This is a genomic window from Streptomyces sp. NPDC103540 (genome assembly GCF_055584445.1).
Window position 1 is genome coordinate 97,268 of sequence record NZ_JBVJMA010000023.1, and the last position, 13,456, is coordinate 110,723.

Here is a 13,456-nt window from a genome sequence, read left to right on the forward strand (position 1 = left end):
CCGACAGTGATGTCCCATGATCAGACAGGGGTGAGTTGTGGACTTCCAGCGCTACCAGCAGGCCGCCATCAAGACCCTCCAACCTTCCGCTGAAGACGCTGACCCCGTCCTCGTTCCCCTCCTCGGCCTCGCCGGTGAGGTCGGCTCGCTCGCCACCGCCTACAAGAAGCGACTGCGTGACGGGCCTGCCTACGAGCAGGGCAAGCATCAACTGCGCGAAGAACTCGGCGATGTCCTCTGGTACGTCGCCGCACTGGCCCACCGCTTCGACCTCGACCTCGACGACATCGCCACCGCCAGCCTGGAGAAGACAAAAGACCGCTGGCGCCCCACCCCTGACACCGAACACACGCATTTCGACGACCATTTCCCCGCCCAGGAGCGTCTTCCGCGCCAAACCACTCTCACCTTCACCCCCACCCTCCAAGACGGCCGCACCGTCATCGTCCTCACCCGAGAAGACGGCACCCCCGCAGGCGATCCCCTCACCAGCGCCTCCCACATCGAAGACGACTACCGCTTCCACGACGCCTTCCACCTTGCCCACGCCGCCGTGCTCGGATGGTCCCCCGTCACTCGCTTCCTGCTCGGCCGCAAACGCAAAAGCGACTCCCGCACCGACGAAGCCGAAGACGGCGGCCGCGCCATCGCCATCGAGGAAGGCATCTCAGCCCTCGTCTTTTCCTACGCCGCACGCCACCGCTACTTCGCCGACATCAAGCACATTGACAACGAACTGCTCACCACCATCAGCCACCTGACCGCTCACCTAGAGGTCAGCGTCTGCCGCGCGGCAGACTGGGAGCAGGCCATCTTCACCGGCTACGCCGCCTGGCGGCAGTTGCGCGCACAAGACGGCGGCACCGTCCACCTCGACCTTGACCAGCGCCTCCTTACCGTCGACCCGCTATGACTGCAGGGTCAGCGGAAGACATCTGCTGCGCATCGGGTGCTGAGGCCCTGAGGCGATCGGTGTCAGTCCCCGCATAAGCGAGGGGGCAGCGGTCCTGCCGCCTCCCCGCCTATGCGGACGGTGGTGACTGGCTGGCGCCGTCTGGGCCGGCGGGCGGTAGTGCTCCTGGCGGTGGTTCGGGTGGTGGCTGGGGGGTTGTGGCGGGGGCTGTGGCTTGCCGGTAGCTGATGATGGCTTGGATTCTTTTTTCGGGATCTGTTATCTGGTCGAGCGTGGCGGCGAATTTCTCGTCGACGATGTTTCCTTTTCGCTGTCGTGTGTGGTCGAGGATCAGGCTCGTGAGGGGAACGGCGAGGGAAGCCGCGATGACGATCGCTCCCACGGCCCACCAGGGCGCGCCGCCCAAGGCGCCGGCCAGAGCCGCGGGCAGTCCGGCCAGGAGGCCGGCAGCGGGGGTGAGAGAAGACGAGTTCATCGCGTGGATGCCCTTCCAGCACGTGACGGCAGGGCCGCCTCATGCCTGAACGAGCCGTGCAGGGACGGCTGGGACGGAGTGAGGCGGCGCAGGTGTGCCGTGGTCTGAGGGCATGCCGGGGTCCGGCGCCGCGTGGGGGCGGGCCGGTGGTGTTTTACGGCAGGCTTAATAGACCCCTGGGAGGCCGGTTCATCGGTTCCGCAGGGTGGTTCACAATTCTTGTTCGGCGGCTTTTGCGGAGGGGCTTTTCTTCGGCTTTTTGGGCAGGGTGGGCTACATGCAGTAGCTAACAAAAAGAATTCTGATGATGCCCTTAAGCCAATTCATTCTGCCTTTTCCGCGCCGCCTTTCTCTTGCTCGTAGGCCGCGTGCTTCCTCCTGCGGGCACGCCAGACCTGCTCACCAGTATCGGTCATCGTGTCGCCGCGCGGGAGCCGTTCGGCAGATCGGCTCCGAAGCTCTCCCCGATCGTGGCTGCTTGACGAGTCGGACGACCGAAGGCGGACGGGGCAGGGCTATCTGGAGGGAACGTTCAGACGTCGACGAGGCTCTCTGTGGTCAGGAGTTGTTGTTGATGGGGGTGAAGTAGTGGCCAGGCGCGCTGTTGTTTGGTCAGCCAGCGGCGCGCTGCGGGGGTGTCGGGGTTGGTGCGGGCGTGGTGGTAGGCGCGTTGCCAGGTCATGCCCCAGGGCGGGTTCCACCAGGGGTCGATGGCAGTCAGAGCGTGGGCGGCGGGAGTGGTGCCCTTCTGCCTTACGCGGTACCGCTGCTTATTCAGCCATCGGCCCAGGGAGAAGCCCCCGTGGAGGGTTTCGCGGGGCACGGCCAGATGGCCGTGAGCTTCGGCGAAGGCCTTGGCGTGTTCGACAGCGGTGCGCCAGGGGTGCGCCCGTCGGGTGCGTGCGCGGGCGACCTCGGGGGTGATTCCGATCAGTGTCAGGAGCTGCTGCTGGCCGGGATGGAACTGGTCGTACTGCAGGCAGGCCCTGCTGATCCAGCTTCCCATCACTGTGCCGGGTGACGGGACCAGCCTGGCCGGGTCGAAGGGGCGGCCGGCTTCGACGTGGTCGCGGGCGCGGTAGTAGTTGCGCTGCCAGTAAAGGTCCCAGGGCGGGCTCCACCATGGGTCGATCGCGGCGAGCTCGCTCAGGTGGGGTGAGGGCGGCAGGCCGTCGCGGGCGCGTTGTTTGGCTCGGTTGCGTTGGCTGAGCAGCCACATGCCCAGGGGGTAGTCGTCGTGCCGGGAATCACGGGGGACGGCGAGGTGGCCGTGCTCGGCGTGCCAGGCTCGGGCATGTGCCAAGGCTGTTTCGAAGCCTGCCTTCAGGTCGGGGCGGTGTCCGAGGCGGCTGCCCGGCTTGCGGGGACGCTTCGGCTCAGCGGTACGCCGTGCCCGACGCAGGCTGGTGGTAGCTGCAGGATCGGCAGTCCTTCTGGCCTGGCTGGTCTTGTCTTTTGTCTCCGGAGCCGTGGCGGCAGCTGGTGGTTTCGCAGCCGTACGGGCGTGGTCCCGGGCCGTGCGGGCTACCTCGGTGGTGATGCCGATACCAGCGAGGAGCTGCTGCTGCTCCTCGCTGAGCTCGTCATACGTGCTGCACTGGCGCCGCAGCCATCGCGCGGAAAGGGAATCGTCGAGGTCGATGAAGCTGGAGCCGGGACGAAGAGGCCGACTGTCCGCAGCGCTGCGGGCGCGGTCATAGCTGCGCTGCCATTTCAGGTTCCAGGGCGGGCACCACCAGGGGTCGATGGCGGCGAGGGCCTGGGCGCGGCCGGCGGGCAGAGGCCGGTGGCTGGTGCGCTGGTAGTTGCGTTGGTTGGCGAGCCACTGTCCCAGGCGGAAACCGTCGTGGACTGTTGTGGAGGTCACGGAGGCCAGGCTGCCGTGTTCGGCGGCGTAGGAGCGGGCGTGGACGAGGGCTTCTTCGGCACCGGCCTTGAGGTTGCGTCGTCTGGGGCGGGCGGCGGCTGCCGCAGCGGCGTCGACGCCGATGTGGGTGAGGAGGCGTTGCTGTTCGGGGTGGAGTCCGGGGTAGCGGGTGCACTGCAGGTAGAGCCATTCGCCGAGGCTGTAGCTGGTGGTGGGAAAGCCGCTGGTGGGCTTGAGCGGGCCGTGGGCTTCGGCATGGTCGCGGGCCTGGTGCCAGGTGCGCTGCCACAGCGTGCTCCAAGGCGCGTTCCACCACGGATACAGGGCGTGGAGAGCAGCGGCTTGATGGGCGGGCACGCGGGTGTGGCGGGAGCGCAGGTTGGACAGCCATGCGCCCAGCGGGTAATCGCCTAAGGAGTCCTCCTTGGGGACGGCCAGGTGCCCGTGCTGCTGGCGGTAGGCGTGGGCGTGTACAAGGCTCCTCTCGAAGGCACGTTCGGCTTGGAGGCTGTGACCGCGCAGCCGTTTGACCGGCCGTGGTTCTGGCTGGCCGTGGTCGGTACATGGTTGCGGTGGGGGCAGGAGGTCGATGAGGGGGCGGGGCCGGTGCGATGAATGCACCTTCCACAGCGTGCGCTGCGCCGCGGGGGTGGAGGCCGCGCGGGTGTGTACGCACGAGTGGGCCCAGGCGAACAGCGGCCCGTGGGTGAGGGTGGCGAGGTGGCGGATGAGCCACGGCCGCCCAAGCTGATCGGCGACCTCGGCCAGCAGTCCGGGCAGGTCGCCCAGCCGGTAGGGGAGATGGCCGCCCGATTCGGCGACAGTGCGATGCCGCAGAGGTCGGCTGGCCAGCAGGCGTGCCAGTGCGACGGTCTCGGGATAGGTGATCAGGTCGCGCGCGGCGACCTTCCACCAGACCGGATCGGCGCCGGTGGACGGGGTGGCCTCGAGCCGGGCCGGCCACAGATGCTCCTCGTCCGGCCAGGGCTGCTCCCACCAGGCGCCGGTGATGGCGCGAGCGACCTCGAAGGCCTGCACACCGGCAGGGGAGCGGTGTAGCAGGCGGACATGCCGCCGCTGGGCGGCGACCACCTCCGGGCACGGGCCAACAGGTACGGGCAGGCCGCTGGTCCCGGGCAGGTACAGCAGCCAGTACCGGTGGCGTGCGCACACACGGTCCTCGGGCGCCAGGTACCGGCGTGCGGGCACCTCTCGTCCGGTACGGGCGGCGGTGCATGCGGGGCAGGCCGGCCCCCATGGGGCGACGACCTCCTCACCGCGCATCAGCCGCCCGACCGGGCCGCTCCCGTATGTGCCGCACGGCTCTTCCCTCCTCCATGCGGGCAGCGCCTCCTCAAGCACGTGCTGCGGAACACGGCAGAGGGCGGCGACTCGTTCGCGGGCCTGCGCGTTGAGGTGGATCTCGCTGTCCGGGTACAGCATCCCGGTGAGGTTCTGCAGCCCGCCGACATCGGTGACGGCGGCCAGCACCTCACGGATGCCGAGGTGGTAGCGGGCGGCGATCCTGTGCAGGAACGACAGCGTCAGCTCCCCGCTCAACGGAGCGATGCGTCCTGCTGCGCCGCCCATGATGGCGGGCGTGATCCCGCCAGATGCAGCTTGTGCCCGTCCCGCCCGCCGGCTCCGGGGCAGGCGGACGGGCTCGGGCGTGTTGCGCCGGTGCGCCACAGCGGACGCCCTACTGCTTCCGCCGTACGGGCCGGGCCTGGTCTTCGGCGGCCGCGTCGAGCTCTACCTCGCCAAGCAGCTGCTTGGTGATCCGTTCTGTGCCCTCGGTAAGGGCGATGAGGGCGGCTTCGCGGATGAGGTGGGAGAGACTGCCGATCCGCCCTCCGGTGCGGGCATGGAGGTAGGAGGCGTGCTTGACCAGGGTTCCGGGTCGGTGTGCGCGCAGCCGCAGCAGGTCTTCCATGGCCCCTACGAGGTCGTCCCAGACCGCCCGGTCCTGCTCTGTGGCATACGCGAGCGGGCGGTGGCGGAAGATTTTGAAACGGCCGGCGATCTGCGCCCCGCGCACCCCGCTGAGCAGCGAGGAGGTCTCGACATCGATCGCGGAGTACACAAAGGTGGCCGGGATGCGTTCGCCGAGGTGCTTCAGCTGGTCGGAGGTTTCCGCGCCGGCGCGCCGCTGGGTGTCCAGGAGGTGGACGTCGTCGATGAGGACGAGCTGGGTGCCCAGTTCGCACAGCAGGTCGCATACGGCGCCGGTGATCTGGGTCTGGTTGAGCCGGTCGGTGAGGGGCATGCCGAGGAACCGGGCGAATTCGCTGACGAGCATCTTGGGGGTGGCGGCCGGCGGCACGCTGATGAACAGCACGGGCCTGCGCTCCGTATGTCCTGGGTGCTGGCGGGCGTCGGCCAGCTGGAAGGAGCGCCCGAGCGCCATCATCGTGGTGGTCTTACCCGTCGTGGCCGGCCCGGAGATGATCAGGCCGCGCCGGGCGCCGGACTGCTGGCGGCGGTTGAGCAGCAGCAACCGGCGTACGGCGGTGAACACGCTGTCCATGGCCGGAGTGCGCATGACGGCGAGTTCGGAGTGGTAGTCCTCGCGCTCCGCCTGGGACCAAGCGCCGTCGGTGACGTCACGCGCGGATGCCGGGGCTCGGTGGACGAAGGCGTCCCATCCCTGCCAGACGGTCGGTGGGGCCAGCGGGGCGAACCCGACGGCGCCGGTGGAGATCGGGCTCACCATCGCAGGGACTCCTCGAAGGGGTCGTAGACCGTGACCCGGGGGCGTCTCGGTGCAGGCAGGCCGGCTTTCTGTACCGCGCCGGTGGGGGAGTCACTCTGCGGTGGGTGTTCAGCCGGCCAGATGCTCAGGGCGCCGTCGTCGGCCAAGGGCTCCTCGTCGTCCTCGCTGTCGCCGAAGACCTCATCGTCCTCGGGCTCGTCGGCTTCTGCCTCCAGCTGCCGGCCGTACAAGACCCCCCACACCGCACCATCGGTCGCGGCAGTGCGTGCGCGGGCGGCGACGACCTTCTCCCGCCGGGTGCCATGTCCGGCGGCAGCGCGCTCCAGCAGATCGCGCAGCGCGAGCGCCAGGTCGTGTTCGTGCTGCGCGCGGTCTGCGCGGCGGACGACGGTGCGCTTGACGTGCTGCCAGGTGAAGTCGGTGAACGGGGCGCTGACCAGGGTGTGGTGGATCCACGGCACCGCCTCCCACCCGTATCCGCGCGACTGGTCAGGCTTCGGCAGCCGTACCCAGATCTGGCCGGGAGCGTGCGGGTTGTAGTGGATCTCCCACAAGCCGTCCGTCGCCGGCGAATGCTCGCCGCGGTAGGGGTTGAGGACCTTGTGGTCGTAGGTGCGGTAGTCGATGCGGATGCCGTAGTCGTTGATCTTCTGCCGCTTGACCGGCATGAGCTCGATGTAGTCCTCACGTCCCAGCGGCACCGGGACGTACCCGCACACGGCGACCAGCGCCGCCCACATCTCATTCGGCGACAGCGCACAGCGGGGCATCATCGGGTGCCGCAGCCCGTCGTGCTCACGCTCCTGCCACCCGCAGATGATCCACTCCTGCAGCAGGTCGTCCAGCTGGGCCAGCGTCCACACCGCCTCCCCTTCGGCGTCCTGGCCGCGCTCGCCGGTGTGCGAGCCGGTGTAGCCGGCCACATGCTGCACGAACAGTGTGTTGATCGAGGAGAAGGTGCGCTCCACATGCCCCTTGGCCGGGCCGTTGCCCGGCGGCGCGGGCTGCACGGAAATGCCCAGCGACTCACAGGCGGCGATGAACGAGGACGACACGAACACCTTGCCCTGATCGACCACGATCGTCTGCGGGGTGATCACCGGCCGCGCCGCCGCGCCCTTCAGCCGGGCATCCACGCTCAGCAGCCGCTCGTAGGGCACCACCGAGCGTTCCATCGCCAACGCCTCGGCCCAACCGGGCCGCATCGGCGCCGGGACCATCATCTGCGCCAGCAGCAGCGCCGCGTCCACGCTGCGGGTCCCTTTCGCACGCAACACGGCGGCGCAGATGGTCCAGGTGGCGACATCGAGCGCGATGGTCAGCTCGGGCCGTTCCACCACTCCGTCGTCGAGGACCACGAAGGCGTCCAGCACGGTGCTGTCCATCATCACCAACTCGCCCGGAGCCAGCACCGTCGTCGGCACGAACGGAGGAGCCGGCCTCGCTGAGCGCCAGCGACGCTGCCGCGCACTGCCCAGCAGCCCACGCCCGTCAGCCAGGGCGTGCACCAGCCGATTGAACGTCGCGCCCGAGGGCAGCTGCACCACCCCCTCCCCGTACTGCTCGGCCAGCAGCCGCTCGGTGTACACCCGCAACCGCCCCAGCGTCCCGCTGGAGCGCTCCCGCCCTGTCTCCAGCACCTCCCGCAGAGCGGTCACCACCCGCTCGTCCGCACGCCCCAGCGCCGTCCGCGGCCTGGTGGCACGGTGGTCCACCAGCCCCCACACCCCCTCCTGCCGGTAGCGGGCCCGCATCCGCCGCACCGTCACCGCGCTGGTGGGCATGCCGGCCGCCGACAGCTCCGCAGCCTTCGCCTCCTCCCGCTGCGCCAGCGTCCGCGTCTGCGGGTCGTACTCCGCCCGCCGCGTACCCTCGTCACCGGGCTCGCCCGGCTGCCCCGTCTCCACCTCCCGCACATGCCGCTCCCACGCCACGGCCCGTTCCCGCACCGCCTCGGGCAACGACTGCAGCAAGCCCAGCGGCGGCACCCTGGACACCCCCGGAGCGTCCAGGACTTCGAACCCCGCATCGGCGAACAGCAGCGACAGTAAAACCGCCGCTACCGCACCGTCCTCGCCGACCAGCCGGACCTGCCCGTCACCGAGGGCCGCCACCGTCCAGGTACGCTCCGCGAACCGTACCTGGCATCCCAGCCCCACCACCGGCCTGCCCGGCATCCCGCTGCCCGCCCTCACTGTGCCACCTGGGCCCACACAGGCATCCGCTCATGCATCGCTGCTCCCAGGTCCGCCGCCAACCGTCCCGCCCACATGGCATGGAACAGCGCAGGAAGCACCAACAGCGGATCCCCGACCCTGCGTACGCCCTCCCACAGCGGCGCCGGCTCGGCGAACGCCTCCTGCAGCGCGTCAACCATCAACCCACCACCGTGGTGACGGGGGTGCCGGTATCCGGCCAGCCAGGTCACATTGCGCCGGTAGACCGGATCGACAGAACCGAGCACCCAGTACCGCCAGCCCGCCGCCATACAGATCTCTCCGACCACCGCAGCAACAGACCGCTGGCGCCGAGACAGCTCTCCCCTTGCTGTGCAGTCGGCGAGCACTCCCTGGCCGTCGGCCAGCCGGAGCATCAGCTGAGGAGCATGGACCCGCACCCCACTGGGCACACGCCACCGCAGTTCAAGCGGCCGAGCGGCCAGACCGCTGACACGCGGGTCGCGATCGAGAAGCATCACATGCAGTCGCATCGCTGCGGACCCGTAATGCACCAGCCCTCCGGTTGTGGCCGACCACCACCATCCCGGTGCCAGCCGCTTGCCCGTGCGGACCGGGAACGGCTTCAGCGGCGGACAGTTTTCAAAGGGCACCTCGGCGGCAGCCGAAGACCACCTCGAGCACTCCATGACCCCACCCGCAGCCCGGAACAGCACATCCACCGACTCGACTTCCGGCCGCCGCGCCCCCGCCCCGTCCCACCCAGCCTCCTGCATACAGAACCAAACGGCTTATCGGCCCATCCGGTAATGGGCACGCAGGACCCGTCGCTGAAGTCAGTCAGCTGCGCCCGGACTGTTCTGCAGCCCAGGTGTAGCCCAGCTCGGCGAGGGCAGCGAGCTGGGCGGCGTCCAGGCGGTCACGCCTGACCTTCTGGTTACTCAGAAACACACCCAGCCGGATCGCCGAACCGTCCGCCATCTCCTCAATGTGCCCCCTTCCAACGACGGTTCTGCCTTCCCGCTGGATGTACTGCGTGAGGGCCGCCAGACCGCGTTGGAATGCCTGCTGTGCCTTGCTCGGCTCCTTCGCTCCACGCGCGCCCGCCGGGGCGGGAGGCAGCGCCTGGGCTGGTTCCACGCCCAGCGCGGTCAGCCGCCCCCGTTGCTCGGGCATCAGCTGCGCCCAGGTGCCCGGGTTCTTCTGCCGATGGAGCCATCGTCCGATGTCGTCGCCGTCGAAGACGACGCCGGGTTCGATGGCCGGCAGGATTCCGCCGGCCTCGTCGGCGGCGAGGTCGGCGAGGATGCGGTAGTGGCGTTGCCAGTCGAGGGGCCAGGGGCAGTCCCAGTCCTCGTCGATCTCCATGAGCTGCGCCGCACGTACGGCAGCCCGCTGTGGGTCCTTGCCCAGGCCGTTCTTCGTGCCCTTGCGGCGGAGGTTGGCGAGGAGCTGTCCGATGGCCAGCTGCTCCCTGTCGCCCTCGCCTTCGCCCCAGACCGCGTCCTGCCGGGGTGCGAGGTGCCCGGTGGCCTTCCGGTAGGAGCGGAGCACGGCGAGTTTGTTCTCCCAGGCTTCCTCGCCGGGCTCCCAGACCATCCCGGCCTCCGGCGCGTCCAGGAGGACCTTGCGCCGGTCCTCGAGCTCCCCGGCTCGCAGGGCCTTGCGCTGCTGGTGCACCCACCGTCCGAGGGGGAACTCCTTCGTGACCCCCACCTCTACCTCGACGTCGTACGGGACGGCGTAGAGGCCGGTGATCTGGTTCTCGGCCCGCCAGCGGATCAGTGCCTGGTAGCCCTCCAGCCACACCAGGGACTCGGGCCGGTAGACCCGGGTGCGCAGGAACGCGGCGATGGCCGCGGCGTCGCGCGGGCTGGAGAAGCGGAGCAGCGCGGACTCGGCAGTGGCGTCGGTGTCGTCCTGGTCCTCGTCGTTGCTCCCGGCGCCGGCCCCGACGATTCGCCCGTCCTCGTCGCGCTGGACGTGGACCCTGCGCTTGCCGCTGGTGAGCGCCCGGGAAGCGAGCTGTTCGATCAGACGTTCGTCATGCGAACGCAGGCCCTGAAGGACCGCTACAAGGGGGCGAAAGCTCGCGGAGGCGACCATGTCGGTCGGGTCTTCGCCGGACTCGAGGAAGACGGGCACGATGATCCGGGCGATCTTGGTGGAGCCGTCGCGGTTGAGTCGGAGCGCGCGGCCGATGTTCTGGACGATCTCGACCTGGGAGCCGCGGGTGTCGGCGAAGCACACGGCTTCTACGCCCCGCTCGCCGGTGATGTCGACGCCTTCGCCGAGGACGCGGCAGCTGGCGAGGAAGGCGCGGTGTACGCGGCGCCCGGCCGCGTCGATCCCGCCTGCGAACTGGCGCAGAACCTCGCGCCGCTCGGCGACGAGGTGGTCCCCGCACAGCCATGCCGACCACACGCGGTCCGGGGGTACGTGGCGGCCGGCCTCCAGCTCGTAGAACTCGGCGTCGATGGAGGACTTCGGCAGCTTCCCTGCGGCCGCGAGGTCGGCGTCTGTGGCGTCGCTGGTGTACAGCGCGGCGGCGGTCTCGGGCAGCTTCTCGGCGAACGCGGCGGCCTCTTCGACCTTCTGGTGGAAGGTCATGACCGTACGCAGGTTGTACGCCGCCGCGTGCTCCAGAAGGGCGGCCTGCAGCAGCGCCAGGCGCCGGCCCCGCTGCGCCTCCTCGGACTCCCCGAGGATGGGGGAGGGGTCGCGGATTTCCAGGACGTCGATCTCGAATCCGGCGAGGATCCCGCGCTCGATCGCCTCCGAGAGACCCAACTCGGCGAGCCACGCGCCGTAGGTGCCGTCGGGGTCATCGGCCATGCTCGCGATCTCCGCCTCTTGGCCGCCGGCCTTCTGCGGGCGGGCCGCGGCGAGGATGCGCGGGGTGGCGGTGAGGTAGAGCCGGAAGTCCGCCGGGATCCGGGTGTTGTCGTGGATCGCTGCCCACGGCCGTCCGAGGTCACCGGCGGTTCCGTGCGCTTCGTCGACGATGGCGAGGTCGAACGGTGCCATCCGCTGCCCGTAGAGCCGCTCCCCGCCTGCCAGGGCGGCCTCCAGCGGGCCGCGGACCTTCCGCTGGCCTTCGGGTGCGTCGATGTCCTCGCGGTCCACCAGGGAGGCGTACGTGGCGAACACGACGACCGGACCGGACGCGGCCCACAGGGCGAGCTGGATCGGGTTCGTGGTGGTCCGCACGCCCAGCTCGTTGAGCACCGGGTCGTTCTCCAGCGAGCAGACGGCGATCATCGGGGCCCGGTGGCCGACCAGGCGCCACGCCTGGGCGGTTTGGGCGAGCAGGTCCAGGGTGGGGACGGTGACAAGGATCCGGCCGTCCGCGAAGGACTCCAGCGCGCTCGCGGCGGCCGTGATCGTCTTGCCCGAGCCGGTCGCGGAGACGATGGTGCCCCGGGCACCCTGCGCGGGAACAGATGATCTTGCAGAGAATCCGACCCATTTCCGGAATGCAGATTTCTGGTCCATCTGGTGTTCTCGGAGCTGGATCAAAAGAATTCTCCCGGTTGGGGAAGGACCTGCTCGACGGAGACGATCCGGTATCCGCCGCTCTCGTTGGTTCCGCTCTGGCGGCTGAACGAGCGCTGGGCGTGCTCGACGGCGGCGGCTTCTGAGCCGGCGAAGTAGTGGCGGACCAGGAGCTGCTCTTCGCCGGGGGCGGCAGTCGGGCGTGCTGTGATCCGGTAGACGAGGTGCCTGAGCATCTCGAGTGGGGCCTGACCGTCGGGCTGCCCGGCATCGGCACGATCCTTCGCAAGGCGCTGCAGCCGCTCTTCGCCGTAGCGGACTGCGCGCCGGTCTTCCGCGGGCTTGTACACGGACATCCGCTGCTCAGCCATTACCTGGGCGATCCGCCGCCATTGGCTGTGCTGGAAGGAGGCGATCCATGCCTCGCTCAGGGCGTGTGGTTCATCCGGCCCAGCGCTCGCGATAGTCTCGCGCCTCGCAGCGAGACGTACGCGCTCCATGACCTGGCTCAGGTCCAGGCCCGCCGCTTTGCCCAGCACATCGAGGCGAGCCAGTTCATAGGGAAGATATTCGTAGACAAGCATCCGCGAAGCCTCACTCTGAGCACCCGGAGGGTGTGGCTCGATTTCTCCAAGGGTACATGCTGCATCAGTTTGATGCAGCCGTCCTGCCGGAGCCCGGCAGGACGAGACGTGAACATTCCCGCCCGCACCCCTCCACTCCAACGGCGGCCGTGCGAGGCGGTGGAGGCCACTGTCACCCGGCCACATAGACTGCGGGTACCGCGGCTGGAGGCTGTAGCGCAGAGGTTGACGCGACCTTCTAGACAAGAGGGGATGACGCCGGTTCGAATTCGGCCTGACCCTCGGCCGCGCGTATGAGCCCACCGCACCCCCTCCGGGCCGGCCTGAACGCCTCAAGTTCCCGGATTGAAGCGGCGGGAGCAGGCCCCGGGAAAGCCGGCCGGCGGGGAGTCCAGGACGCCCCCTCCGGGATGGAGCGGCAGGTGAGCGTGCAGGGGATGGGCGGATAAGTCACGGGCGTTTCTTCGATGGCCTGAGTCATGATCGTGGGGATGAATGATGAATCGGATGTCATAGCCGCTGTGCGTCCACTGTGGGATGAGCACAGGCCTGCGCCGTTCCCTCATGGTCTCGCGGGTCAGGATCGGGCAGGGTTTGACCTCGTCCTGGTGGATGCGGACATAGTCGGGTGTGTGCACACCTGGCTGGATGGCGGGGGAACCCTGGACATGGGGCTATTTCGGGTTCTGCATTGGCGCGCATCCCAGCTCACCGCGATCCTCGCCGAGTTGGGTGAGGGCGACAGTCCCGAGTACTGGCATCGGCTTTCCAGGATGGCTGCGCTTGTTGCCTCCACGGATCCCAGGCCGAGAGATGCCTACCCGCCTGAGACATGGAGCCCGGAGAAGCTCGCCCAACTCCCCCAGGAGCCGTTCTCCTAGCCGGCCAGGCCCACGCAGTGGGCCTGAAGGTTCTGAAGGCGCAGCCGGAAGGACCGCCTGGGGGTGGGGGAGCGCAGCGGACCCACCCCCTCTTCAGGTTCGCCTGCGAACCTGAACCCCCATCACACCCGCACTCACGCAACCAAACAGGCCTTCATCGTGAGCGGGAGCGCAGCGGACGCCCTCCAGGCCGCGCAGCGGCCTGGCCCCCCAAGCTTCCGAAGCGCAGCGAAGGAAGCCGGCCACGGCGCAGCCGTGGCGAGCGGGGAGCGCAGCGGACCGCTCAACGAACCCGCGAAGCGGGTTCGTTCACTTGCACAGCGCGCAGCGCTGTGGTACCCGCTCCGCGGG

General features: G+C 69.3%; 7 protein-coding genes. 1 reads left to right on the forward strand and 6 read right to left on the reverse strand.

What is annotated here, in order from left to right; all coding sequences use genetic code 11:
* Positions 1–37 precede the first annotated feature (37 nt).
* Positions 38–913 (forward strand): MazG nucleotide pyrophosphohydrolase domain-containing protein, encoded by an 876-nt coding sequence (locus tag ACZ6ZI_RS37160; RefSeq protein ID WP_469528804.1) that lies wholly within the window; start codon positions 38–40, stop codon positions 911–913.
* A 1,007-nt stretch (positions 914–1,920) separates the two neighbouring features.
* On the opposite strand, the gene ACZ6ZI_RS37165 is transcribed toward ACZ6ZI_RS37160, so the two are convergent.
* The 6 genes from ACZ6ZI_RS37165 to ACZ6ZI_RS37190 form a co-directional block, all read right to left on the reverse strand.
* Complete coding sequence (locus ACZ6ZI_RS37165) at positions 1,921–4,845, reverse strand: Helicase associated domain protein (RefSeq protein WP_469528806.1); 2,925 nt, start codon at positions 4,843–4,845, stop codon at positions 1,921–1,923.
* A 109-nt stretch (positions 4,846–4,954) separates the two neighbouring features.
* Positions 4,955–5,968, reverse strand: coding sequence for a TniB family NTP-binding protein (locus ACZ6ZI_RS37170; RefSeq protein ID WP_469528809.1), 1,014 nt, complete (start codon positions 5,966–5,968; stop codon positions 4,955–4,957).
* Positions 5,962–8,145 (reverse strand): transposase family protein, encoded by a 2,184-nt coding sequence (locus ACZ6ZI_RS37175; RefSeq protein WP_469528810.1) that lies wholly within the window; start codon positions 8,143–8,145, stop codon positions 5,962–5,964. The genes ACZ6ZI_RS37170 and ACZ6ZI_RS37175 overlap by 7 nt, the downstream gene beginning before the upstream one ends.
* Positions 8,146–8,159: 14 nt before the next feature.
* Positions 8,160–8,867, reverse strand: a complete 708-nt coding sequence (locus ACZ6ZI_RS37180) for a TnsA-like heteromeric transposase endonuclease subunit (RefSeq protein ID WP_469528812.1) — start codon at positions 8,865–8,867, stop codon at positions 8,160–8,162.
* Positions 8,868–8,985: 118 nt separating this feature from the next.
* The gene (locus tag ACZ6ZI_RS37185) at positions 8,986–11,640 is read right to left on the reverse strand and encodes a helicase associated domain-containing protein (protein ID WP_469528814.1); all 2,655 of its coding nucleotides are present in this window, start codon (positions 11,638–11,640) and stop codon (positions 8,986–8,988) included.
* Positions 11,641–11,660: 20 nt separating this feature from the next.
* The gene (locus ACZ6ZI_RS37190) at positions 11,661–12,224 is read right to left on the reverse strand and encodes a hypothetical protein (protein WP_469528816.1); all 564 of its coding nucleotides are present in this window, start codon (positions 12,222–12,224) and stop codon (positions 11,661–11,663) included.
* Positions 12,225–13,456: the final 1,232 nt, after the last annotated feature.

Coding starts and splice junctions, on each gene's coding strand:
- ACZ6ZI_RS37170 (WP_469528809.1), bottom strand. CDS start 5,968: ATGGTGAGCCCGATCTCCACCGGCGCCGTCGGGTTCGCCCCGCTGGCC.
- ACZ6ZI_RS37175 (WP_469528810.1), bottom strand. CDS start 8,145: ATGCCGGGCAGGCCGGTGGTGGGGCTGGGATGCCAGGTACGGTTCGCG.
- ACZ6ZI_RS37165 (WP_469528806.1), bottom strand. CDS start 4,845: ATGGGCGGCGCAGCAGGACGCATCGCTCCGTTGAGCGGGGAGCTGACG.
- ACZ6ZI_RS37185 (WP_469528814.1), bottom strand. CDS start 11,640: ATGGACCAGAAATCTGCATTCCGGAAATGGGTCGGATTCTCTGCAAGA.
- ACZ6ZI_RS37190 (WP_469528816.1), bottom strand. CDS start 12,224: ATGCTTGTCTACGAATATCTTCCCTATGAACTGGCTCGCCTCGATGTG.